We start from the raw sequence: 22,876 nt of genomic DNA, 5'->3' as shown, positions 1-22,876 counted from the left end.
GTATGCCATGACTGCCAAGCGACAAATCCACCTCGGCCTGTTTCTCCAGGGCGCAGGCCATCACGTCTCCGGCTGGCGGCACCCAAAAGCGGAAGCCGGAAGCGAGAATTTCGACCTGCTTCGCCGCGTCACGCAAGCCGCCGAGCAGGCGAAGTTCGACATGGTATTCCTAGCGGACGGCTTGACCAGCGGCGTCGATGCCCATCCGTCCACGATCGCCCGTTTCGAACCTCTGACGCTGCTTGCAGCACTTGCACTCGTTACCGACAAGATCGGTCTTGCCGCAACATCCTCCACCACCTACGGGGAACCCTACCATACAGCCCGAGCCTTCTCCTCGATCGATCATCTCAGCCACGGTCGCGCCGCATGGAATATCGTCACGACCTCCTATGCCCGCACGGCCAACAACTTCTCGAAGTCGCATCCCGCGCATGACGAGCGCTATGCGGTGGCGGAAGAGTTCGTCGATGTGGTTCGCGGTCTCTGGGACAGCTGGGATGATGACGCCTTCATCAAGGACAAGCAGAGCGGCATCTATGCCGATCCGAACAAGGTACATATGCTGGACCACCAGGGTCAATATTACTCGGTTAAAGGCCCACTCAACATTCCGCGCTCGCCCCAGGGCCACCCTATCCTGATCCAGGCCGGCTCCTCCGGTCCGGGCCAGGATCTTGCGGCCCGTACCGCCGATGTCGTGTTTACCGCGCAGCAAAGCCTTGCGGAAGCGCAAGGGTTCTACAAGAGCCTGAAATCGCGCGTCGAGAAATTCGGCCGTCCTGCTGATGCCGTTGCCGTCATGCCGGGCTTTCTGCCGGTGATTGGGCGCACGTCGAAAGAAGCGGCGGAAAAACTGGCAGAGCTCGACCAGTGGACGGAATTGAAAAGCGCCATGCCGCTTCTCGAAGAGCGCATCGGTCACAGCCTCGCAGACTACGATCCAGATGGCCCCTTGCCGGATTTGCCCATCTCGGATCAGTTGCGCAGTCGGGCCGAGCTTTTGACGGCACTGGCCAGACGCGAGAACCTGACGATCCGCCAGTTGGCCCTTCGCGTGGCTGCCGGACGCGGGCACCATATCGTGCTCGGCACGCCGGTCGATGTTGCGGACCGCATGCAGGAATGGTTCGAAACCCGCGCCGCCGACGGCTTTAACGTCATGCCGCCCTTCTTCCTGGAGGGCTTGGAAGACTTCACGCAATTGGTTGTGCCCATTCTGCAGGAGCGCGGGCTGTTCCGAACCGACTATACAGGCTCGACCCTGCGCGATCATCTTGGTCTGGCGCGTCCGGCACTCACCTCGGTCTGATCTCGTTTCAGACTGCTATACGCACTGGCTCGAAGCCTCCGGTTCTGAACCGCCAGCCTTGCATACTGATGCCCGCAATGCCAGACAGGGAGGACAGCTGGTAGGCATAGGGCAAGCATAGGCAGGATCATGGACAGAACGGTTTATCTCAATGGCGCATGGGTTGCGGAAGGCGACGCGAAAGTTTCGGTCTTCGATCGTGGCTTCCTTTTTGCCGACGCGATCTATGAAGTGACGGCGATTATTCACGGCAAGCTCGTTGATTATCCCGGCCACCTCGCCCGTCTGAAACGATCGCTCGATGCGCTCGGCATCGCCAAGCCGGTGGCGGAAGCCGAATTGCTGGACCTGCACAAGGAGATCGCAAGACGCAACGGCATCGAGGACGGCCTGATTTACTTGCAGGTTTCCCGCGGCGTTCAGGATCGCGACTTCGTCTTTCCTGAAGCCATGGAGCCGACCTTCGTGATGTTCACCCAGACCAAGAAGGTGCTGGACAATCCGAAGTGGAAGACCGGTCTTTCCGTCAAGACGGTGCCCGAGGGCCGCTGGTCGGACCGGCAGATCAAGACCGTCCAGCTTCTTTACTCATCGCTTCGCAAGACGGAAGCCAATCGCCAAGGTTACGACGACGTTCTGTTTGTCGAAAACGGCCATATCACCGAAGCAAGCTCTGCGAATTTCCACATCGTCACGCAAGAGGGCGTTCTGGTCACACGCGATCTGTCGAACGCGCTGCTGCACGGCATCACCCGCGGCTCCATTCTTCATCTCGCAAGGAAGGCGGATCTCAAGGTGGAAGAGCGCGCTTTCACCCCGGAAGAAGCCAAAGCCGCTTCTGAGGCTTTCGTGACATCTGCAACGAGCTTCGTCACGTCCGTGGTCAAGATGGATGGCGACACAATCGGCAATGGTGAAGTTGGCCCGATCAGCCGCCGTCTGCTGGATATCTATATTCGCGAGCAGCTCTCAGCGGGTATTCCGATCGCGGGTTAAAGACGTCTTCTCTCGATCAGGCGCTTGCGAGGCTGATCCGCCGGTTACTGGATTTACGATGTTCACTGAAGGCTGCGGTAATCGCCCGCAGCGTTTCCCGCGTCTTGGCATCCGTGAGTGAGGAGTGCAGCGTGATCGATAGCGAGGGAATGCGCGGCAGGCCGAGCGCATGCCCGACGTCGATCATGTCCGGCGTTGCCAATCGGCAGGGAAATGCCGCCACGGCAAGTCCAGCAGAAAGCGCGGCAGTGACGGCCGAGGTCCCTCCGATAAACACTTCCGTCCAGGGAATAGATGCGCCGTCCAACAAGCGGGTCGCCACTTCGCGCACCGTGCAGCAGGTCGGATGGCTGGCAAGCGGCAATGGCTCGCCGGCCCGATGCTCGAAATCAGCGGACGCGAACCATCCGAAATGCTCTGGCCCCAGCACCTCGCCGCCTCTCCGGTCATCATCGCTGCGCACGATGATTGCATCAAGCGCGCCCTCCTCGTAGGAGTCGAGAAGCGCACGCGAATTGTCGATCATGACTTCAACCTTGAGGCAGGGATCGAGCGTCTTCAGCTTGGCGAGGAGGATCGGCATCTCCGGTCCCATAATATGAGCGGCAATGCCGAGCCGGAACCGCCGTCGCTCTGCCGTTAGTGCAGCCATTGCACGCTCATGGGCAGCGAGAAATTCTCTCGCTGGTGGCAGGAAGGTTTCGCCTTGCGCCGATAGCCGGACCTGCCTCGGCGTGCGTTCGATCAACCGCTTTCCAAGACGATCTTCGAGCCGCTTGAGCTTCACGCTGACGGCGCCCTGCGTAGAACCAAGAGCTTCCGCCGCGCGTGTGAAGCTCTGATGGTCCGCGATCATCACGAACGCCCGCACGGCATCGACTTCCAGCATCCCGATCATCCATCATATTTTGTTGTTACTGAAATTCCCTGCCATGCAGTTGATGGATGGTCAAGCCTCCGGCACATTGGCTTCGACACAAATCAATCTACAAGGCCGTCGCGCCCAGTCTTCGCTTCCCAATGGATGCGACGCGCCTTGCATTGTCAAAAAGCAGGGCAGACCATGACAACCTATCGACAATCCAGAAATTGTTTCGCGCTCGTCGCCGTATGTCTTTCGGCTCTGATGTTAGGGCTTGAAATTACCAGCATTCCCTCAATCTTGCCGACGCTCGAGAAAGTCCTGTCGGCGGACTTTCAGCAACTCCAATGGATCATGAACGCCTATACGATCGCAATGTGCTCCGTACTGATGGCCATGGGGACGTTGGGCGATCGCTTTGGACGAAAACGGGTCTTCAAGATAGGCATCGCAGTCTTCGCCTTCGCTTCGCTGATTTGCGGGCTGGCGACCAGCGCGCCCCTGTTAATCGCAGCCCGCTTTGTTCAAGGAACCAGTGCAGCGGCGATGCTCGCTTGTCAGGTCGCTGTTTTATCCCATCAATTCCAGGATGGGGCTGAGCGCGGAAAAGCATTTGGATGGTGGGGTATCGTCTTTGGAGTGGGCTTGGGTTTTGGTCCGATCGTCGGGGGAATGCTCATTACACTGACAAGCTGGCACTGGGTTTTTCTTGTCCATGTGGTGATCGCGGTCGCAACCGTCGTCTTCGCGCAGAAAGGCGTCGAAGAATCTGTCGATCCGCACGCGACACGCATCGACATGGGAGGAATGGCAACGCTCTCGCTAGCCGTCTTCGGCATTGTCTATCTCATCACCCAAGGTCAGCAGCTTGGACCGACAAGCCCTCTTGCATTGACCATTCTCGCTATAAGCGCTGCGAGTTTCCTGCTTTTCGTGATCATCGAGATCCGCGTCGCGCGACCTATGTTTGATTTCGGAGCGTTCCGCGTCCGTCGCTTCGCTGGTGCGATCATTGGGTCGAGCGGCATGAATTTGAGCTTCTGGCCCTTCGTCATCTATCTGCCGATCTATCTTCAGGCTGTGCTCGGCTATGATGCGATCGCTGCAGGGATGACCGTGCTGGCCTATACGCTCCCAACCATTGTCGTTCCGCCGCTTGCCGAGCGGCTATTGCTTAAATGGGGTCCGAGACTTGTGATCCCGGTTGGCCTCCTCACTATCGGTGCGGGGTTCATGCTCTTGGTTTTGGTGATCAACAGCGAGCATGCCAGCTGGATGACCTTGCTGCCGGGTTGCGACTTGGCTGGCATCGGATTAGGCCTGACCAATACGCCCGTCACAAACACGGCAACGGGAGCGTTACCGCTGGAACGCAGCGGGATGGCGTCGGGCATGGATATGAGCGCCCGAATGATCTCACTATCCATCAACATTGCGCTGATGGGACTCATCTTGTCGAGCAGTATATCCGGCTACATACTTCGTGCGCTTCCCGATGCACCCTCAGGTTCCACGCTTCGAACGCTAGCAGATATCGTTTCGGCCGGAAACCTCACCGCCATCGAGAACAACGGGGTCTCGCTCACGTTGGCGAAATCGGCGCTGTCGTACGGCATAGGAAGGGTTGCGCTCTATGGCGCGATCTCAGCATTCATCCTGGCCCTAGTCAGCTTCACAATCTTCGGGAACAATCGGACACCCCTTAAACGGTAGCACCAAGCCCATCGCATTTCCGTCGATACTCGATCATCCGGGCGCGGCTTGTCACAAGCTCCACATGATCGTCGCCGAGCGTGTGGAGGCAGACGCGCTTCGTCCACGGGCCATCTTGGATGGTGAAGAGATAGCGCCCATTGCCGAGCGCCATAAGCGGCATGCGCCGGCGAAGGGGCCCAGTGCCCATGATTAGGGTGCCAGCGGCGATGTCGAACTCCGCGCCCTCGTCGGAGCGCCAGCGTCCATCAAGCGTTGGCGGAACGTCTTTGCCAGGCACGACGGGTAGAAACCGTCGCGGCGCATGGCCGACTTCGCCAGCAAGCGTTTCTCCATAAAGGCGAAGACGAACGGGCGAGGACGCTGAGCGAGACGAGACCCAGCCATCACCCTCGTCATAGAGCGTGTCTTCGGCATCGAGAAAGCTGCAGGTGCTGCCCTTGATCTCCAGCCACCAAGGCCCCGTCTCTGTGACGTAGAGACCATCCGGCAGGAACGCTGCTGGTCTCGGCAGCGGCAAGCCCGTCAGTGTCGCCATGCTCTCAAGTGCAATCTTGAACCCGTTGGTGTCCTCACGATTGGAGAGGACGACGAAGCCCGTGCCACTCTCTGGATCGAGCAGGAAATAGCTCTTGTAGCCGGGATGCGATCCGCCGTGGCCGACGAAACGCCTGTCGCCGAGATGCGTCCACCGAAGACCCAGACCATACTCGCTTATCCTGCCATCGGCGAGCGGACGCGGAGCCGACAGTTGATCGAGCACGCCGGTGAAACCATGATCGCCCTTCAACAGGCATTGCAGCCATGCGATGAGCGCCTCGGCACTTCCGGCAAGGCTTCCGGAGGCGGAGAGATGCAGGCCGGCGGCGGACAATTGCCAGCCCTTATCGGATTTCCAATAGCCGGGTGCCAAGCCGATAACAGGATTGTTCCAGACATCCGGCGCGGACAGCGCAAGCCCCAGATGCCTGGCGGTCTCTTGCACGAAGTCGTCGAAACGAAAACCCTTTCGCGCCAGTGCAGCCTCGACCAGTCGGTAGCCGGTATTGGAGTAGGACACTTCCGTACCGGCGGGGAAATTCAGCCTCGTCTGGCGCGCAACATAGTCCAGCAGGGGCTGAGCCTTTGTCTCGCTGTAGACCGACAGGCCAAGCAGCGAGAGGCACTCACGCACGTCCGGCAAACCTCCGCTCATATCCAGCGCCTGGCCGACCGTGACATCGCGTAACGGGGACTGCAGCTCCGGCAGGTGCTCGCCGAGCGGATCATCAAGACCCATCACATCGCTATGGGCGAGGACCATGGCGCAGAACACATGTTTGGTCAGCGACGCATAGCGGGCCACGGTCCTGGACGAGAACGGCGCAAGGGTGGAGAGACTTTCAACGCCGCCAGCATGGGCGAAGCGAATGCCGGAAAGATCGAAGCCGACCACGCAGCCGCCCGGCTCATCGTCGCGCCAATGCGAGACGAAATCTCCAGCTGTTTTCGAAGCGCCAGTCCAGTCCATCGTCATTGTCATCACCCACGTCCTCTTTGTTCCACCAGGCAGCGGAAACCATTCTTGCATTGCATTTGCCCCACTCTCGGGGATAGAGCAAAGACGCGATGACATCAGTTGGAAGCAATCCTATGACCGATCAAACCGTCCTGCCCGTCTTCGATGGGCATAATGATGTTCTGCTGCGATTGAAACTCTCCGGTTATTCAAACCCGGAAGAGCGTTTCATCGAGGGAGACAGCACCGGCCATATCGACCTTCCCAAGGCCAAGAAAGGCGGATTGGCGGGCGGGCTTTGCGCCGTCTACATCCCCTCACCGCGCGGAACCGATGCCAATGGCGATTTCCTGGCCCCGACCCAGCAGACGGCGCTTGCCACAACGCTTGCAATGGCCGGTCTGCTGTTTCGCATCGAAGCGCAGTCGAAGGGCGGGCTTGCGGTCTGCCGCAGCGCTGCGGATATCCGCAACGCCATGGCGCGCGGTTCGTTCGCCTCCGTCTTCCACATCGAAGGTGTCGAAGCCTTCGACGCCGACTTGGAAGCGCTCTATGTTCTGCATCAGGCGGGCCTTCGCACGCTTGGTCCCGTCTGGAGCAGGCCCAATATCTTTGCCTACGGCGTTCCCTTCCGCTTTCCCTCCTCACCCGATATCGGCCCGGGGCTGACGGAGGCGGGGCAGCGTCTCGTCAGGACCTGCAACGAGCTGAAGGTCATGATCGACCTGTCGCATATGAACGAGCAGGGTTTCTGGGATATCGCCAAATTGTCCGACGCGCCGCTGGTCGCCTCGCATTCCAACGCCCATGCGCTCTGCAACCACAGCCGCAACCTGACGGATCGTCAACTCGATGCCATTCGCGACACGGGTGGTCTGGTGGGCATCAACTTCGGCGTCCTTTTCCTGCGTCAGGATGGCATCAAGAACCCGGATACGGATATTCGCGAACTGGTTCGTCATGTGGATTACATCGTCGATCGTATCGGCATCGACCATGTGGCGCTCGGATCCGATTTCGACGGCACGACCATTCCGGCTGCCATGCGTGACGCTTCCGATCTGCCGCTTCTTGTCGATGAACTGCGCAAGGCTGGATACGATCAGGCGTCGCTGGAGAAGATCGGTCACGGCAACTGGCTAAGAGTTTTGGAACGCAGCTGGGGTGCGTAACCCGATATTCTCCCAGCATTTTAGACAAACGACATACTGTAGATAATCTCACAAAGATTATGATTTTTCGTATTTGTGAAACCACAACGAATTACTGTCATAATCCTGTGGTTGGCAAACTGCGCCTCGCTTTCGTGGAACATTAAATGACAGAGAAGAACGACGTCACGCCGATTGAAGAGGCCGAAGATGGCCTGAGCGGCTTTTTCGAACGTTACAAACCCCATCTGACATCGCTTGCGGTCATTGCCGTCTTCGTCATGATGACGGTGACGATCTATCGCCTCACGTCCGAGGTCCGCTACGATGACATCGTCGTCGCCCTTCTCGACACCAGCTGGAAGTCGGCGTTTCTCGCCGTCCTCTTCACGGCGCTGAGCTTCGCTGCCCTGATCTGCTACGATCTGAATGCACTCGAATTTATCGGCAAGCGCCTCAAAAAGCCTTCCGTCATCGCCACGGCCTTCATCGCCTATGCCGTTGGCAACACTGCAGGCTTCGGCCCCTTGAGCGGCGGCGCGATCCGTTTCCGCGCCTATTCGCGCATGGGACTGACGCCATCCGACATCGCCCGCGTCATCGCCTTCGTCACCCTGTCCTTCGGCCTCGGACTTCTGTCCGTCAGTGCGCTCGCAACCTTGATCGTTGCGCCGCGCGTCGCCAGCATCATGGGCGTGGACGCAATCTGGCTTCGCGGTGCCGCAGTCATTGTCATCCTTGTTCTGGCGACGTTGATCTATGTCGGTCGCAATGGGCGCGTCGTTCAGATCCGTCAGCTGAAACTGCGCCTTCCCGATAGCCGCACCTCGTCACGCCAGTTCCTGGTGTCCGCGCTCGATATCGCGGCATCGGCTTCGGTCCTCTATGTGCTCTTGCCGGAAACCAATGTCGGCTGGCCAAGCTTCTTTGCCATCTACGCCACCGCAGTCGGCCTTGGCGTCCTCAGCCACGTGCCGGCAGGTCTTGGCGTTTTCGAAGCGGTGATGGTGGCGGGTCTCGGCAACGCGATCAGCCTCGATCAGCTTCTCGGTGGCCTTGTCCTTTACCGCGTCATCTATCACGTGCTGCCGCTCCTCTTCGCCATCATCCTGATGCTGATCACCGAGATGAAGCAGTTCGCCGCAAAGCCGGTGATGGCCGATATCGGCAATCTCGCCGGTCGGCTGGCGCCCTCGCTTCTCTCGGCCTTTGCCCTGATCCTGGGCGCAATGCTGATCTTCTCCTCCGTGACGCCAACGCCGAACAGCAACCTGGATTTTTTGTCCAACTTCGTGCCGCTTCCCATCATCGAAGCTGCGCACTTTCTCTCCAGTATCCTGGGCCTCGGCCTCGTCGTCGCATCCCGCGGCTTGAGCCAGCGTCTGGATGGCGCATGGTGGGTGGCGCTGGTGGCGGCCGCAGGCGGCCTGTTCCTCTCGCTCATCAAGGCGATCGCGATTTTCGAGGCGATCTTCCTTGGCGTCTTCATCGTCGCGCTCTTCTTCAACATGCGCGCCTTTACCCGCCACGCCTCGCTTCTGCGTCAGGCTCTTGGTCCCACCTGGATTGCTGCGATGGCGGTCATCGTCGCTGGTGCCGCCACGATCCTCCTGTTCGTCTATCGCGATACCGATTACAGCCAGACTTTATGGTGGCAGTTCGAGTTTTCAGAGGAAGCGCCGCGCGGGCTTCGCGCCGTCCTTGGTCTGGTTCTCGCCTCTTCGACCATCGCCATCTTCAGCCTCTTGCGGCCTGTCACCTACCGGCCGGAAGAAATCCAGCCCGAAGACATCGAGAAGGCCACCGATATCGTCGCCAAGCAGGACGTAGCGGACGCCAATCTGGTGCGCATGGGCGACAAGCACATCATGTTCTCGGAAAAGGGCAACGCCTTCATCATGTATGGCATTCGCGGCCGCTCGTGGATCGCGCTGGCCGATCCTGTCGGGGACGAGAGCGAATTTTCCGATCTGATCTGGCAATTTGTCGAGACCGTGCGTGCCAATGGCGGACGTGCTGTCTTCTACCAGATTTCTTCCGCGTCGCTGCCCTATTGCACAGATGCGGGCCTTCGCGCCTTCAAGCTCGGCGAACTCGCGATGATCGATCTCAAGCGCTTCGAACTGAAGGGCGGCAAGCTGGCCAATCTGCGTCAATCGCTGAGCCGCGGCACGCGCGACGGCTTGACCTTTTCAGTTGTCGATACGCCGGATGTCCCAGCCATCTATGACGAGTTGAAGCAAGTCTCCGATTCCTGGCTGGAGCATCACAACACGCGCGAAAAGACCTTTTCGCTCGGCTCCTTCGAGCGCGACTACATCCTGTCTCAGCCGGTTGCGGTTCTGCACAAGGACGGCAAGATCACTGCCTTTGCCAACCTGTTGATGACCGATACCAAGAGCCAGGTGACGGTGGATTTGATGCGCTTTGCACCGGATGCACCGCGTGGCTCCATGGACTTTCTCTTCGTCAGCATCATCGAGCATATGCGTGAACAGGGTTATGCCCAGTTCAACCTCGGCATGGCGCCGCTGTCCGGCATGTCGAAACGCGATGCCGCCCCCGTCTGGGATCGTATCGGCGGCACATTGTTCGAGCACGGCGAGCGGTTTTACAATTTCAAAGGCCTGCGCGCCTTCAAGTCTAAATTTCATCCCAAATGGGAGCCACGTTACGTTGCCGTCTCGAACGGCACCAGCGCCGCGCTGGCTTTGATGGACACAACGGTTCTCATCAGCGGCGGCGTGAGAGGAGTGATCGGTAAATGAGATTTTTGAAACGGCTCACAGGCGCTTTGCTCACGGCAGCGGTTTTGCTGCCTTCACATGCGCCGGCACAGGACGCTCAAAAATACGAAACCGGCATGATCCCCGCCGATCACATTCTGCTGCCCGATGGCGACATCACCTCAACCGTGTTCCTGGTGTCGGACGGCAATGGCTGGGATGAGACCGAACAGAAGGAAGCCGGTGCTCTTCTCGAAAAAGGCGCCGCCGTCGTCGGCATCGATTTTCCGGAATACATCAAGTCGCTCGAGAAAGACGACGACGACTGCGTCTACATGATCTCCGATATCGAACAGCTTGCGCAGGAAATCCAGCGTAAGGCGGGCGTTTCCAATTACAGCCTTCCGATCATTGCCGGCACGGGTGATGGCGGCGCGCTGGTCCTGGCGATGATCGCGCAAAGCCCGGCGGCAACGATCGGCGAGGCTGTCGCGGTCGATCCTGTGGCGAGCATTCCCTTGAAGAAGGTGCTCTGCACACCCGCAACCAAGGATAAGGACGGCGACCGCACCATCTACGGCCTGACGGACGGCCCGCTTCCGGCACCCGTCACCGTGCTGTTCACGCCGAAGGCTGAGGCGAAAGGCCGGGAACATGTCGACGCGCTTTTGAAGGCGCATGCGGACATCGACGTCAAGGATGTGACGGATGATGCGCAGACCGCGCTTATTCAGGTTCTGCAGGACCGGATCGATGCGGCCGCCAATTCCGACAGCCCGCTCGGCCTGCCGCTTACCATTCTCGAAGCCAAGCCGACCATGGATACGATGGCGGTCGTCTATTCCGGCGATGGTGGCTGGCGCGATATCGACAAGGATGTCGGCGACTATCTGCAGAAAGACGGTATTCCCGTCGTCGGTGTCGATTCACTGCGCTACTTCTGGTCCGAGAGAAAACCTCAGGACGTGTCCGACGACCTCGCGCGGATCATCGACACCTATCGCAAGGAATGGAAGGTCAACAACGTTCTTCTGATCGGATATTCTTTCGGCGCCGATATTCTGCCTGCGACCTATAACGGCTTGCCGGAGAAGGATAAGGGGCGTGTGGTGCAGATGAGCCTTCTGTCGCTTTCCCACCAGGTGTCCTACGAGATTTCCGTCGGCGGATGGCTCGGGGTATCCTCGGATGGAGCGGAAGATCCTGTCAACGATCTCGCCAAGATCAATCCAAAGATCGTCCAATGCGTCTACGGCACGGATGATGATGAAAGCGCCTGCCCTGCTCTTAAAGACAAGGGCATGGAACTGATCGGCATTGAGGGCGGCCACCATTTCGATGAGGACTATGAGGCGCTGACCCGCAAGATCGTTGCTTCGCTGAAACAGCGACTGCAAAAATAACGAGGTCTCAGGCGCTACCGTCATCTTGAATACAGTCTGCAGCCTTTGTACTGCTTCTGACGCTGCGTTGCGCGCAAGGGTCTGACCACCTCAACGCGCAACACCGCTCTAGAACAATGACCTGAAGCATGACGCGCACCTGTAAGACATCGCGGACATGCTTTGGGTGTAACAACCAAAGTGTGTGACGATGCAATTTCCAGCCAAGCCCGCTGCCATTTCCGATGCCGAACGCCAGGAGAGGCTTCAGCGCTTGCGGGTGACGATGGGCGAGCAAGGCTTCAGCGCCGTGCTTCTCGGCTCGACGGAAAGTCTGCGCTATTTCACAGGCCTTGTCTGGCACCAGAGCGAACGGCTCCTTGGCGCGCTCATCACCCTGGATGCTCTTCATTACATCGTGCCAGGCTTCGAACAGAGCCGCGTTGACACACTTCCCCATATCGAGGGAGAGGTTCATCTGTGGCAGGAGGAGGAAAGCCCTTCGGCCCTCGTCGCAAGCCTTGCAGGCTCATCCGGCCTGATCGCTCTGGACGACGCCCTACCCCTCTTCATCTATCACAGCCTTGCCGCCAAGGTCGGGCCTGATCGTCTGGTCGATGGCGGCCCAGTGATCCGCGGCCTTCGGCTTCTCAAATCCAGCGCTGAAATTGCCATCATCGACTATGCGATGAACCTGACGCTGGACGTGCACAAACGCGCCCATGCCATGATGAAGCCAGGCGTGCTGACGTCCGATGTCGTCCGCTTCATCGACGAGCAGCACCGCGAGCTTGGCGGTGAGGGTGGCTCTTCCTTCTGCATCGTCTCCTTTGGCGAAGCGACATCGTTGCCCCATGGCGCCGACGGGGAGCAGACTTTGCAGGCTGGCGACGTCATTCTGGTCGATACAGGGACGCGCATCGACGGCTATCACTCCGACCTGACGCGCACCTATGTGATGGACGAGCCAAGCGCTGATTTCGCTCGCGCCTGGGCTATCGAGCGCGAGGCACAGCAGGCGGTGTTCGATGCCGCACAGCTTGGGGCGCCGTGCGAAAATCTCGATGCGGCAGCCCGCGCCGTCATGGCTCGGCATGGGCTCGGACCGGATTACGCTCTTCCCGGCCTGCCGCATAGGGCGGGCCATGGTCTTGGCCTGGAAATCCACGAAGGACCTTACATCGTGCGCGGCAACACGCAGCCGCTCGTGGCCGGCATGTGCTTCTCCAACGAACCCATGCTGGTCTATCCGCAAAAATTCGGCATCCGTCTTGAGGATCACATCTACATGGCCGCCGATGGCCCACGCTGGTTCACACAGCCTGCCAACTCACCCGTCCACCCTTTCGGTTAAATTCAGAAATACCGCCTCTGTCGCCCCTACATTAGCCCTTGCGTAAAATTTATATATTTTCTATCCCAAGAGAACTTGAGGAGGAATCGATGTCCGTCGCGGAAAAAAGAAAAACAAAAACGCCCATTTTGGCCGATCGCATCGCCGACTTCGTTGAGAAGATCAAAACAACGCGCAAGGACGACGGCAGCTTCGACACGAAAGCAATCGGACGTCTATGGGACGACGAGGTCCGTTTCCATTTCGAAAACGGCAGAACCGCCAAGACGCTTGAGCTTTACATCGTCAAGTACCGCTATGCGCTGAAAGACGCCTTCGGGCCGAAGACGACACCGCTTGCCATCTGCAACATGAAAAAGCTGCGCGAGCGTCTCGATACCTACATAGCGCGAGGCGATTACCCGCAAAGCGGGGTGGCGATGTCGATCGTGGAGAAGATCGAAAGAGCCGAGCACAACACGGCTGGCCGCAAACCCCGCTTCCTGCTGCGCGTTTCGGACTTCATCTCCGCTATCAATGGGGTCAGCACCAAGGGAGAGATGCAGGCGCTGTGGGACAGGGAAATGGACGCCATGACCGGCAGAACACAGGCGACGGTCATCTCCTACATCACGAAATATCGCAATGCCATTCGCGAGGCCTTTGGCGAGCAGCATCCCATGCTGCGCATCGCCGCAGGCACGCCGCAGCTCTACGATGACGCGCGCAAAGCCAAAATGGCGAAGATCGCCACCAAGCACGGCTCGCTGATCACCTTCGAACATTATTCAGAAGTGATGCGACGCTGCCGGCGCTTCCTTCACTCGGAAGACCCGCTGACGATCGGCATCGGCCTGATCGGCACCACCGGTCGGCGTCCCTTCGAAGTCTTCACCCAGGCTGAGTTTACCCCAGCGCCCTATGGCAATGGCGTCTCCAAATGGAGCGTGCTGTTCAACGGGCAGGCGAAGACGAAGCAGGGCGAAGGGACGAAATACGGCATTACCTATGAAATTCCGGTCCTGGAGCAAGCCAAGATCGTGCTCGAGGCCTATCGACGCCTGAGAAACAGCAGCGATGGCAAGCTTTGGCTCGGCATGAATGTGGACGAGTTTTCCACCGATGCGAGACTGCCGCTGCGCGATGCAATGATAGCGAAATTCGAGGACCTCTGGCCGAAAGAAGAGCCGCCGAAGCCCTATGGGCTACGTCACCTCTATGCCGAAATCGCTTATCGCAACTTCGCGCCCGCCAATGTGACGAAGAACAGCTATTTCGCCGCCATCCTCGGCCATAACAACAATGATCTGGAAACGTCGCTCTCCTACATGACCTATGCTTTTCCTGAAGACGAGCATGAATCGAAAGCGCGGGCGGAGCGTGTGGCGGATCGCACGATACGGCAGATGATCACCGTCAATCAGATCCCCGGTATGGCAGGCGAGTAAAGCACAGCGACGCGCATTTTCATGGTCTTGTAGATGATGGGCATCGGCGAACTGGGCATTCCGTAAACGCCTTATGACCGGATCACACGATACCGGCGCGCCAGGTACATCTCGACGCCAGCCCGTGTGAGGAAAGAAGCAAGGCCCACGATGATCGCCACAACCCTGATGCGGAATTCATCGGCCTCGACCTCGGCGTGCCGGGTGTCCAGCAATGTGTGTTCCGTAACGGTGATCTCGCCGATGATATCGCGGATGCGGTCCATCGTTCCGACAGCCATGTAACCGATTTCATTTGTGCGGGCGGCATCTGCACCGACGCCATCATAGAGCGATATTGAGTGCTTCAGCTCTTCAAGCTTCTTCTCGATCAATGCGTCGAGCGCTTTGACGCGGGCAACCTGGTCGGAATTGTCCGATATCCTGGTCATCAAATCGTTCTGAAGCAGGTGCAGGCGCTCCATCGCCTTCTCATACGGCGCGAGATAGCGCTTGTCGCCGCTGACGAGATAGCCCCTCTGTCCCGTCTCGGCATCATCAAGCGCGATCAAGACGTCCTTGGTGGTATCGATCGCTTCATAGGTATGCACCACCATATCGTAATGGTCGCTTAAAAGGTCATGCGTCCATGAGGTGGCAAGGATACCGGCAGCCAAAACGACCCCGACCGGTATTGATCGCAGCAGTGTCGGGAATGTCAGATACTTGTGGCGCAGCGACGTTAAAGACCAGTCAGACATTTACGGGATCATCCAAGCAAGCGCAGTTCAACGTCGTTATATCCGTCCGATGGCAAAAGCGCTAACAGGTTGGCATACACCGTGCCAGGCAGTTCAACGCAACAACAATCAGGAAGTTCAAAGTCGTTCGCCGAATTCGATTGCAGCCATGTGACGTGAACTGGTCTGTCAAACGCCTTGACACGAGGTTCTATTTCTCATTTAGAGTCAGGCATTCCGAGGGGAGCATCGAACGATGCTGAGATGGCGGTGAGCCGGACCCTTGAACCTGATCCGGTTCATACCGGCGTAGGAACGGAACAGTCGCCGTCAGGCACAGCTTTCTTTTCCATGCGTCATGCTTATCCGGGTCCGCTAACGGCGTGTCTGGAGATGAACGGCTGATGGTAAGATTTCCCACCGCAGAAAAAGCGGCAGACCTTCTGGCTCTTGTGCGGGAGCGACGACCGCGTGTCCACTGCCTGATGAATACGGTGGTGCAGAAGTTTACCGCTGACGGCATCACCGCAATCGGCGGCATCCCCTCGATGACATCGTCGGAAGAGGAAATCGAGAGCTTCGTGACGAAGACGGATGCGCTGACGATCAACCTCGGGACGCTGGACGAAGCGCGCCGCAAGGTCATCCGTATCGCCGTCACTATCGCCAATCGCCAAGGCAAACCCTGGATCGTCGATCCGGTCCATTGCGACTACTCCCCTTCACGGCTAGAATTCGCCCATGAATTGAGCCGGCTGCACCCCTCGATCACACGTGGGAACGCGGCAGAAATGGCGGTTATCGGCGACGTCGGTGGTGCATTGCGCATTCAGACGGGAGCGGTGGATAGCTTGAGTGATGTCGACCGCAAGGTCCGGATCGTCAACGGCCATGCCCTGATGGCAAAGGTGACGGGAACCGGATGCCTTTCCGGCGGTATCATTGCCGCCTTCATGGCCGTCGAGCCGGATGCGATGCTGGCTGCAGCATCGGCTCTGACTGTTACCGGCGTTTCCGCAGAGATCGCGGCCAGACATGCCAGCGGACCGGGATCGTTCGAAGTCGCCTTTCTGGACGCGCTCTTCACTCTGAGGAGCGAAGACATTCTCTCCCATGCGAGGATCGAACATGACGAAGATTGATTACCGGCTGAATGCCATTGTCGACGCCTCTCTCAGCGATATCGCTCCGCTTGCCGAGCTTGCAGCTCTGGCAGCACATAACGGTGCAACGATCATCCAATATCGCGACAAGACCGCCTCCACACGCCAGATGATCGACCAGGCAAGAGCCATCGTTGAAGCCCTGAAAGGCACCGGCGTACCGCTGGTGATCAACGATCGATTAGATGTCGCCATGGCAACGGGCGCAGATGGCGTGCATCTCGGCGCAGACGATATGGATGCAGACACAGCAAGGCGCCTTCTCGGTCCCGATGCGATCATCGGGCTCACCGTCAAATCCATGGCTGATGCCCGACACGTCGCGCAAGCACCGGCCGATTATGCCTGCATTGGCGGGGTGTTTGAAACCACCTCCAAGGTTAATCCAGATACGCCGGTCGGCCTTGCAGGGCTAAAGCAAATAAGGACATACCTGCGCAACGAGCGACCAGACCTGCCGGTGGGCGCAATTGCCGGCATCACGCTGGAGCGCGTTCCCGACGTGATTGCAGCAGGTGCCGATGGGGTGGCGCTGATCTCCGCCCTATTCCGCACGGACGATATAGCAACGACGGCCAAGGCGTTTCGCAATGCCGTGGATGAAGCGATGGGAGCACGCCCATGACCGCCATTGCTTTGACCATCGCCGGTTCCGATAGTGGCGGCGGTGCCGGCATTCAGGCCGACCTCAAGACATTCTCCGCTCTTGGTGTCTATGGTGCGAGCGTCATCACCGCCATCACCGCACAGAACACCAAGGGCGTGACCGCGGTTGAAGATATTTCCGCCACGATCATTGCGGCTCAGATGGATGCGGTGTTTTCCGACCTCGATATCAAGGCGATCAAGATCGGCATGGTCTCGCGCACCGACACGATACGAACGATTGCCGAGAGACTGCGCAGCCAGCCCCAACCGGTCGTCCTTGACCCCGTGATGGTGGCGACCTCCGGTGACAGGCTGCTTCAGGAGGAGGCAATCGAAACGCTTCGAAGCGAATTGCTGCCGCAGGCAACGCTTGCCACGCCGAACCTTCCTGAGGCGGCACTGCTGACCGGGACCGGCATCGCCACCGATCGTGCCGCGATGCTGAAACAGGCCGAGATGATCCTGGCGCTTGGTGCGAAGGCTGTCCTGATCAAAGGCGGCCACGGCACCGGATCAAAGAGCGTCGATCTTCTGATTGACGGCGAGACAATTCAAGAATTTGCCATGCCGCGCATCGAGACGAAGAACGACCATGGTACCGGCTGCACGCTCGCGGCAGCGATTGCGGCCCATCTGGCGCTCGGTCTGCCGTTGACGGATGCCGTCGGCCTGTCCAAAGACTATCTCCAAGGTGCGTTGGCAGCAGGCCGCGACCTTAAGGTCGGTCATGGTCACGGGCCGGTTCATCATTTTTACCGCTGGTGGGCGCCCTGACGGGCCGGCCCGATCAAGATTTGCGCTCCGTCGCACGCGGCTTGGGGGCGGCGAGCGCATTGCGGATGGCGAAGCTCGAATGGATGCGTGAGACGCCCGGAAGCTTGGAGAGAATATCCTTGTGGACCCGCTCGAAATCGCCTGCGGTTTCGACCTCGACGCGGAGAAAATAATCCGAGCCGCCGGTCATGAGATAGCATTCTCGCACTTCCGGATAACGCCGCACGGCATTTTCAAAGCGATTGAGAAAATCCTCCGTCTGCCGGTCGAGCGTGATCTGGACGATGACGGAAATCACCTCTCCACCGGCGGCACTTCCGGTGATCGCCGTATAGCCGCGAATGACGCCTTCCCTCTCCAGAATATCCACACGACGCAGACAAGCGGACGGCGATAGCCCCACCTCAGCGGCAAGCTTGGCATTGCTGATGCGGGCATTCAGCCGAAGCAGGCGGATGATATGACGATCGGTGGCGTCGAGAGCAGACATGGTTTCGTTCCGATTGATCGCACAAAGTTGCAAGAAAAACGATTTTATCGAATTTTCTTCGTCTTACACTGCTTAAATTCAAGGATCATTGCAATACTCTGTTGCCAAAAGAACAAAGGGAACGACAATGGACATGACCCTCCAGCAGCAGAAAGCTCAAGGTGGCGCAAGCGGCTATCTGACGATCGATCTTGCAGCCCTTCGCGACAACTATCTGACGCTTGCCTCCAAGGCGCCGCATGCGCTGACGAGTGCCGTGGTGAAGGCAGATGCCTATGGTCTTGGTGCCGATATCGTCGCGCCCGTCCTTTACGATGCGGGATGCCGGCACTTCTTCGTCGCTCATATTGATGAGGCGCTGTCTCTTCGTCTGCACATAGCGCCCGATGCAAAAATCTTTGTTCTCAATGGCCTCCAGCCTGGAAACGAAACCTCCTGCTCTGCACTGAACATCATTCCGGTTCTCAACTCGCTGGAGCAGGTCGCCCAATGGTCGGCGCAAGCCGCCGTCCTTGGCAAGACTCTGCCCGCTGCCCTGCAAATCGACACTGGCATGTCGCGGCTCGGACTGGCGCCTTACGAGGTCGAAAGGCTGTTGGCCACTCCTGCCATGCTCAAAGCCATCGATCTTGCCTGCATCATGAGCCATCTCGCTTGCGCCGACGAGCCGGACCATGAGGCCAATGCTCTGCAGCTTAACGTCATGCGCAAAACCACCGAGCAGTTTCCCGGCGTGCCGGTCTGCTTTGCCAATTCCGGCGGCATCTTTCTCGGCACGGACTACCATAACGCCCTGATGCGACCGGGTATCGCGCTTTATGGGGGCGCGCCATCGGCAGTTCATCCCAATCCGATGAAGCCGGTCGTCGGCTTGAGCGTTGCCGTGGTTCAAACTCGTACAGTGCCGGCTGAAAGCTTCGTCGGCTACGGTGCCTCGCTGCGCACCAAAGCCGATACCCGTCTGGCAACGATTGCCGCAGGCTACGCGGATGGCCTGCCGCGCTCTTTGAGCAGCCGAGGAGCCGCTTATTTCAACGGCGTTCGGCTTCCTATTGCCGGGCGTGTTTCGATGGACAGCATCACGCTCGATATCTCCGCCCTTCCCGAAGACACGCTCACCCATGGCAGCCTCGTCGAAATCATCGGCCCGAACCAGACGCTCGAGGCAATTGCCGAGGACGCAGGCACGATCGCCTATGAAATACTGACGCGGCTGGGCCAGCGCTATCGCCGTCGCTATATCTATCCGGAAAAGCAGGCTGCCGCTTCTTCCACTATCGCTCGAAACCTGTGAGGCCAGCATGAACATCACCATTCTTGGAGCCGGCGTCATTGGCGTCACCTCAGCCTGGTACCTCGCCAAGGCCGGACATTCCGTGACCGTGATCGACCGGCAGCCGGCAGCGGCACTGGAAACCAGCTTCGCCAATGCCGGCGAAGTATCGCCGGGCTATTCGTCTCCCTGGGCAGCACCCGGCATTCCGATGAAGGCGCTGAAGTGGCTCTTCATGGAGCACGCGCCGCTGATCATTCGCCCCACCGCAGATCCCGCCGCCTGGCGCTGGATGATCCAGATGCTGAGCAACTGCACGGCTGCGCGCTACAACGTCAATAAGAGCCGCATGGTACGTATCGCCGAATACAGCCGCGACTGCCTGATGGCGCTTCGTGACGAGACCGGCATTCAGTACGATCAGCGCATGCAGGGGACGCTGGAAGTCTTCCGCACCCAGAAGCAGTTCGATGGTATCGGCAAGGACGTCGAGGTTCTCAAAGCCGGTGGCGTGCCTTACGAAATTCTCGATCGTAACGCCTGCGTTGCGGTAGAGCCGGGTCTTTCTTCCTCGCAGGACAAGATCGTCGGTGGCCTGCGGCTGCCGGGTGATGAGACGGGCGACTGCTTCATGTTCACCTCGGAGCTGGCGAAACTGGCGGAGCAGGCCGGCGTCAAGTTCATCTATGACACCGGCATCATGCGCCCTATCGTCGAAGGCAATCGCCTCAAGGCCGTTGAGACGAGCAAGGGCCTGATCGAAGCGGATGTTTTTGTTGGCGCGCTTGGCAGCTACACGCCACATTTTCTCAAGCATCTCGGTCTCGACCTGCCCGTCTATCCGGTCAAGGGCTACTCGATCACCGTGCCGATCGTCGATGCGGCCAAGGCGCCGATCTCCACGGTCATGGATGAGGCGCACAAGGTGGCGATTACCCGCCTTGGCGATCGCATCCGCGTGGGCGGCATGGCGGAAATTGCCGGTTTCAACAAGGATCTGCCTGCCAAACGCCAGGCAACCTTGAGGCATTCGGTGGAAGACCTGTTCGGTGGTGCCGGTGATCAATCCCAGGCGAAATTCTGGTGCGGACTGCGGCCGATGACGCCGGATGGCACGCCGGTGATTGGCGCGACGCGCTATGCGAACCTTTACCTGAACACCGGCCACGGAACGCTTGGTTGGACCATGGCCTGCGGCTCGGCTCGCGTACTGGCGGATCTGGTGTCGGGCAACAAGCCGGACATCGATACCGCCGACCTCGGGATCAGCCGCTACGCGGCATAAGGCAACTGCCGTGCGGCGCTTGCGCGCACGGCTTTTGTTACAGCGCCAGCGCTTCCTTCAGCGCCAGGCCTTCCTTCACACGCAGATCGAGGTCGGCCTCGATGTGATCGATGTGATGCATCATGAGGCGATGGGCCTTTTCTCCGTCGCGGGCTTCCAGCGCATCGAGAATGGCGGAGTGATCGCCATGGCCGCAGCTTGAAATGCCGGATCGGCCATAAAGGGCGATGACAAGCGAGGAGCGGGCGACGAGCTCGCCCATGAATTTTTCGAGAATGGCGTTGCCGGCATGTGAGGCTAGGAGCAGATGAAAATCGCCTGAAGCCTTGATCTCCGCTCGACGAGCCGAAGGGCCCCTCTCATGCTGATATCGCGTTTCCTCTTGCAGATGAGCGCGCAGGCTGGCGATGCCTTCGGGTGTAATCCGTTCCACCGCTGCGGCAACGATGCCCTGTTCTATGAGGCGGCGAGAGGCAAAGACCTGACGAGCTTCATCCGGCGATGGATTGGATACGAAAGCGCCCCTATTTCGCTCCGTCCTCACCAGTCCCTCAAAGCTCAGCATCTGCAAGGCAGCGCGTACGACCGTACGGCTGACATCGAAGAGCGCGCCGACTTCGGCCTCTGATAACTTCGTTCCCGGCGTCAGACGGCGATCTGCGATCGCATCGCGCAAGGTATCGCGAATTGCTTGCGCGCGATCCTCCGGCGCGTTGTCCATGTCGGGTTCGAGTTGAGAAAGTGTCATTGCTTTTTCCCGATTTATTTTCTTACTATCGCGAAAGTCGCGACGTGGAAACATGAAAGCGCCCATCGCTCCCGCAAAATTGCATACAATCCTGCCCGCTATTGAAAACAATAGCTGCTTTTTTGTGCATGCAAGTGGCGGGGGCTGATCAAAGTCGCGCCAGCTAAAATAAAAGCGATGCCGTTTCAATCGGTTAGACATGCAAGCCTGAAATTGGCACGGCTTATGCAAGTTCATCTGCAACAAGCAGGGGATCATGCATGAGCAAAGCTGCCGAGATAGACATCGCCGCCGTTACCAAGGTCTATGGAAGCACCACGGCCGTTCACGCCATTAGCCTGAAAATACCGGCGGGCAGCTATTGCTGTCTGTTGGGTCCGTCCGGCTGCGGCAAGACCTCGACGCTGCGCATGATCGCAGGCCACGAAACCATTTCCAGCGGCGATGTTCGGCTCGGCAATACGGTCGTCACCGATCTGCCTCCTGCCCAACGCGGCACGGCGATGATGTTTCAATCCTATGCGCTTTTCCCGCATCTCGATCTCGTCGACAATGTCGCCTTCAGCCTCAAGATGAAGGGCGCGGACAAGGAGACCCGGCGGGCCAAGGCGCTCGAAATGCTGAAGCTGATGCAGCTTGAGCCCTATGCGACCCGCCGTCCTGCGCAGCTTTCAGGCGGCCAGCAGCAGCGCGTCGCGCTCGCCCGCGCGCTCATCACCGACCCGGAAGCGCTGCTTTTGGACGAGCCGCTCTCGGCACTCGATCCCTTCCTCAAGATCCGCATGCGTGCGGAACTGAAGAAGCTCCAGACCTCGCTTGGCATCACCTTCGTGCATGTGACCCACAGCCAGGAAGAGGCTATGGCGCTGGCCGATATCATTGTCGTCATGAATGACGGCCGCATCGAGCAGGCCGCCGCACCCCGCGATGTGTTCGAGCGCCCCGCCACGGCTTTCGTTGCCCGCTTCATGGGCGATCACAACGTCATTTCCGGTCGCCTGAAAGAGGTTGACGGCGAGATGGTAACACTGGAAGTGGCGGGCGGCGGCATCTTCAAGGCCAGCGGCAAGACACCGCCGGATGATGCGGTCGATATTGCCGTGCGCACCGACCGCGTGCGCATCGGCGAAGGGGAACCTGGCCTTGGTTTCACCGGCATCGTCTCCAACGTCGAGTATCGCGGCGCCAGCGTCAAGCTCGCCGTCAACGGCGCCGGCATCGACGATTTCAACGTGATTTTGACCGACGCGGTCTTCTTCGAAAATCCCATCAAGGTTGGCGATGCCATACCTCTTTCCTGGAATGCGGACGATGCCATCGTGCTCGGACGGGTAGAATAACGACCATAAAACAAC

At 58.9% G+C, this 22,876-nt stretch carries 19 protein-coding genes and 1 riboswitch; of the genes, 14 read left to right on the top strand and 5 right to left on the bottom strand.

Annotated elements, in window-relative coordinates:
• Positions 1–7: 7 nt before the first annotated feature.
• A complete protein-coding gene (locus ACTJK5_RS15955; protein WP_440612821.1) occupies positions 8–1,312 on the top strand; it encodes an LLM class flavin-dependent oxidoreductase in 1,305 nt (434 codons plus the stop codon).
• 129 nt (positions 1,313–1,441) lie between these two features.
• Positions 1,442–2,308, top strand: a complete 867-nt coding sequence (locus ACTJK5_RS15950; protein ID WP_112520683.1) for a D-amino-acid transaminase — start codon at positions 1,442–1,444, stop codon at positions 2,306–2,308.
• A gap of 16 nt (positions 2,309–2,324) precedes the next feature.
• Here ACTJK5_RS15950 and ACTJK5_RS15945 read toward each other — a convergent pair whose 3' ends face one another.
• Positions 2,325–3,197 (bottom strand): LysR family transcriptional regulator, encoded by an 873-nt coding sequence (locus ACTJK5_RS15945; protein ID WP_376752867.1) that lies wholly within the window; start codon positions 3,195–3,197, stop codon positions 2,325–2,327.
• 174 nt (positions 3,198–3,371) lie between these two features.
• On the opposite strand from ACTJK5_RS15945, the gene ACTJK5_RS15940 reads away from it, so the two are divergent.
• Positions 3,372–4,883, top strand: a complete 1,512-nt coding sequence (locus ACTJK5_RS15940) for an MFS transporter (protein WP_312930270.1) — start codon at positions 3,372–3,374, stop codon at positions 4,881–4,883.
• On the opposite strand, the gene ACTJK5_RS15935 is transcribed toward ACTJK5_RS15940, so the two are convergent.
• Positions 4,873–6,405 (bottom strand): serine hydrolase domain-containing protein, encoded by a 1,533-nt coding sequence (locus ACTJK5_RS15935; RefSeq protein ID WP_113261458.1) that lies wholly within the window; start codon positions 6,403–6,405, stop codon positions 4,873–4,875. The genes ACTJK5_RS15940 and ACTJK5_RS15935 overlap by 11 nt on opposite strands.
• A gap of 110 nt (positions 6,406–6,515) precedes the next feature.
• Here ACTJK5_RS15935 and ACTJK5_RS15930 point away from each other — a divergent pair, with 110 nt between their 5' ends.
• The 5 genes from ACTJK5_RS15930 (at position 6,516) to ACTJK5_RS15910 (ending at position 14,421) form a co-directional block, all read left to right on the top strand.
• Positions 6,516–7,553, top strand: a complete 1,038-nt coding sequence (locus ACTJK5_RS15930; RefSeq protein ID WP_113261457.1) for a dipeptidase — start codon at positions 6,516–6,518, stop codon at positions 7,551–7,553.
• Between the two features lie 146 nt (positions 7,554–7,699).
• Positions 7,700–10,300, top strand: coding sequence for a bifunctional lysylphosphatidylglycerol flippase/synthetase MprF (gene mprF, locus ACTJK5_RS15925; protein WP_440598879.1), 2,601 nt, complete (start codon positions 7,700–7,702; stop codon positions 10,298–10,300).
• Positions 10,297–11,661 carry a virulence factor family protein gene (locus ACTJK5_RS15920; protein WP_113261456.1) on the top strand — a complete coding sequence of 455 codons (1,365 nt, stop codon included), beginning with the start codon at positions 10,297–10,299 and terminating at the stop codon, positions 11,659–11,661. The genes mprF and ACTJK5_RS15920 overlap by 4 nt, the downstream gene beginning before the upstream one ends.
• Positions 11,662–11,851: 190 nt before the next feature.
• The gene (locus ACTJK5_RS15915) at positions 11,852–12,994 is read left to right on the top strand and encodes a M24 family metallopeptidase (protein WP_440612820.1); all 1,143 of its coding nucleotides are present in this window, start codon (positions 11,852–11,854) and stop codon (positions 12,992–12,994) included.
• Between the two features lie 89 nt (positions 12,995–13,083).
• Entirely contained in the window at positions 13,084–14,421 is a 1,338-nt protein-coding gene (locus tag ACTJK5_RS15910; RefSeq protein ID WP_440598877.1) for a telomere resolvase, read from the top strand.
• A 71-nt stretch (positions 14,422–14,492) separates the two neighbouring features.
• On the opposite strand, the gene ACTJK5_RS15905 is transcribed toward ACTJK5_RS15910, so the two are convergent.
• Positions 14,493–15,161 (bottom strand): CHASE3 domain-containing protein, encoded by a 669-nt coding sequence (locus ACTJK5_RS15905; protein ID WP_313554803.1) that lies wholly within the window; start codon positions 15,159–15,161, stop codon positions 14,493–14,495.
• Between the two features lie 209 nt (positions 15,162–15,370).
• Positions 15,371–15,473: riboswitch (TPP riboswitch) on the top strand.
• A 71-nt stretch (positions 15,474–15,544) separates the two neighbouring features.
• On the opposite strand from ACTJK5_RS15905, the gene ACTJK5_RS15900 reads away from it, so the two are divergent.
• Genes ACTJK5_RS15900 through thiD form a run of 3 tightly spaced genes read left to right on the top strand, consistent with a single transcriptional unit; the run spans position 15,545 to position 17,725 of the window.
• Positions 15,545–16,282: a hydroxyethylthiazole kinase gene (locus ACTJK5_RS15900; protein WP_440598876.1), complete on the top strand. Its 738-nt coding sequence runs from the start codon at positions 15,545–15,547 to the stop codon at positions 16,280–16,282.
• Positions 16,269–16,928 carry a thiamine phosphate synthase gene (gene thiE, locus ACTJK5_RS15895; RefSeq protein ID WP_440598875.1) on the top strand — a complete coding sequence of 220 codons (660 nt, stop codon included), beginning with the start codon at positions 16,269–16,271 and terminating at the stop codon, positions 16,926–16,928. Before ACTJK5_RS15900 ends, thiE begins: the two co-directional genes overlap by 14 nt.
• Positions 16,925–17,725: a bifunctional hydroxymethylpyrimidine kinase/phosphomethylpyrimidine kinase gene (thiD, locus tag ACTJK5_RS15890; protein WP_440598874.1), complete on the top strand. Its 801-nt coding sequence runs from the start codon at positions 16,925–16,927 to the stop codon at positions 17,723–17,725. The genes thiE and thiD overlap by 4 nt, the downstream gene beginning before the upstream one ends.
• 13 nt (positions 17,726–17,738) lie before the next feature.
• On the opposite strand, the gene ACTJK5_RS15885 is transcribed toward thiD, so the two are convergent.
• A complete protein-coding gene (locus ACTJK5_RS15885) occupies positions 17,739–18,215 on the bottom strand; it encodes an Lrp/AsnC family transcriptional regulator (protein WP_062423735.1) in 477 nt (158 codons plus the stop codon).
• Between the two features lie 127 nt (positions 18,216–18,342).
• Here ACTJK5_RS15885 and alr point away from each other — a divergent pair, with 127 nt between their 5' ends.
• Positions 18,343–19,509 (top strand): alanine racemase, encoded by a 1,167-nt coding sequence (gene alr / locus ACTJK5_RS15880; RefSeq protein ID WP_440598873.1) that lies wholly within the window; start codon positions 18,343–18,345, stop codon positions 19,507–19,509.
• Between the two features lie 7 nt (positions 19,510–19,516).
• Positions 19,517–20,773 carry a D-amino acid dehydrogenase gene (locus ACTJK5_RS15875; RefSeq protein WP_440598872.1) on the top strand — a complete coding sequence of 419 codons (1,257 nt, stop codon included), beginning with the start codon at positions 19,517–19,519 and terminating at the stop codon, positions 20,771–20,773.
• 37 nt (positions 20,774–20,810) lie between these two features.
• Here the strand turns inward: ACTJK5_RS15875 and ACTJK5_RS15870 are convergent, their stop codons facing one another.
• Positions 20,811–21,521, bottom strand: a complete 711-nt coding sequence (locus ACTJK5_RS15870) for a GntR family transcriptional regulator (protein ID WP_062423733.1) — start codon at positions 21,519–21,521, stop codon at positions 20,811–20,813.
• A gap of 260 nt (positions 21,522–21,781) precedes the next feature.
• On the opposite strand from ACTJK5_RS15870, the gene ACTJK5_RS15865 reads away from it, so the two are divergent.
• The gene (locus tag ACTJK5_RS15865; RefSeq protein ID WP_144620057.1) at positions 21,782–22,861 is read left to right on the top strand and encodes an ABC transporter ATP-binding protein; all 1,080 of its coding nucleotides are present in this window, start codon (positions 21,782–21,784) and stop codon (positions 22,859–22,861) included.
• Positions 22,862–22,876: the final 15 nt, after the last annotated feature.

The organism is Agrobacterium sp. 22094 (assembly GCF_052046015.1).
Taxonomy (GTDB): domain Bacteria; phylum Pseudomonadota; class Alphaproteobacteria; order Rhizobiales; family Rhizobiaceae; genus Agrobacterium; species Agrobacterium cavarae.
Note: the sequence above shows the minus strand (reverse complement) of the source record. Positions and strands in the feature narration are given on the sequence as shown.

Coding starts and splice junctions, on each gene's coding strand:
- ACTJK5_RS15955 (WP_440612821.1), top strand. CDS start 8: ATGACTGCCAAGCGACAAATCCACCTCGGCCTGTTTCTCCAGGGCGCA.
- ACTJK5_RS15950 (WP_112520683.1), top strand. CDS start 1,442: ATGGACAGAACGGTTTATCTCAATGGCGCATGGGTTGCGGAAGGCGAC.
- ACTJK5_RS15945 (WP_376752867.1), bottom strand. CDS start 3,197: ATGCTGGAAGTCGATGCCGTGCGGGCGTTCGTGATGATCGCGGACCAT.
- ACTJK5_RS15940 (WP_312930270.1), top strand. CDS start 3,372: ATGACAACCTATCGACAATCCAGAAATTGTTTCGCGCTCGTCGCCGTA.
- ACTJK5_RS15935 (WP_113261458.1), bottom strand. CDS start 6,405: ATGACAATGACGATGGACTGGACTGGCGCTTCGAAAACAGCTGGAGAT.
- ACTJK5_RS15930 (WP_113261457.1), top strand. CDS start 6,516: ATGACCGATCAAACCGTCCTGCCCGTCTTCGATGGGCATAATGATGTT.
- mprF (WP_440598879.1), top strand. CDS start 7,700: ATGACAGAGAAGAACGACGTCACGCCGATTGAAGAGGCCGAAGATGGC.
- ACTJK5_RS15920 (WP_113261456.1), top strand. CDS start 10,297: ATGAGATTTTTGAAACGGCTCACAGGCGCTTTGCTCACGGCAGCGGTT.
- ACTJK5_RS15915 (WP_440612820.1), top strand. CDS start 11,852: ATGCAATTTCCAGCCAAGCCCGCTGCCATTTCCGATGCCGAACGCCAG.
- ACTJK5_RS15910 (WP_440598877.1), top strand. CDS start 13,084: ATGTCCGTCGCGGAAAAAAGAAAAACAAAAACGCCCATTTTGGCCGAT.
- ACTJK5_RS15905 (WP_313554803.1), bottom strand. CDS start 15,161: ATGTCTGACTGGTCTTTAACGTCGCTGCGCCACAAGTATCTGACATTC.
- ACTJK5_RS15900 (WP_440598876.1), top strand. CDS start 15,545: ATGGTAAGATTTCCCACCGCAGAAAAAGCGGCAGACCTTCTGGCTCTT.
- thiE (WP_440598875.1), top strand. CDS start 16,269: ATGACGAAGATTGATTACCGGCTGAATGCCATTGTCGACGCCTCTCTC.
- thiD (WP_440598874.1), top strand. CDS start 16,925: ATGACCGCCATTGCTTTGACCATCGCCGGTTCCGATAGTGGCGGCGGT.
- ACTJK5_RS15885 (WP_062423735.1), bottom strand. CDS start 18,215: ATGTCTGCTCTCGACGCCACCGATCGTCATATCATCCGCCTGCTTCGG.
- alr (WP_440598873.1), top strand. CDS start 18,343: ATGGACATGACCCTCCAGCAGCAGAAAGCTCAAGGTGGCGCAAGCGGC.
- ACTJK5_RS15875 (WP_440598872.1), top strand. CDS start 19,517: ATGAACATCACCATTCTTGGAGCCGGCGTCATTGGCGTCACCTCAGCC.
- ACTJK5_RS15870 (WP_062423733.1), bottom strand. CDS start 21,521: ATGACACTTTCTCAACTCGAACCCGACATGGACAACGCGCCGGAGGAT.
- ACTJK5_RS15865 (WP_144620057.1), top strand. CDS start 21,782: ATGAGCAAAGCTGCCGAGATAGACATCGCCGCCGTTACCAAGGTCTAT.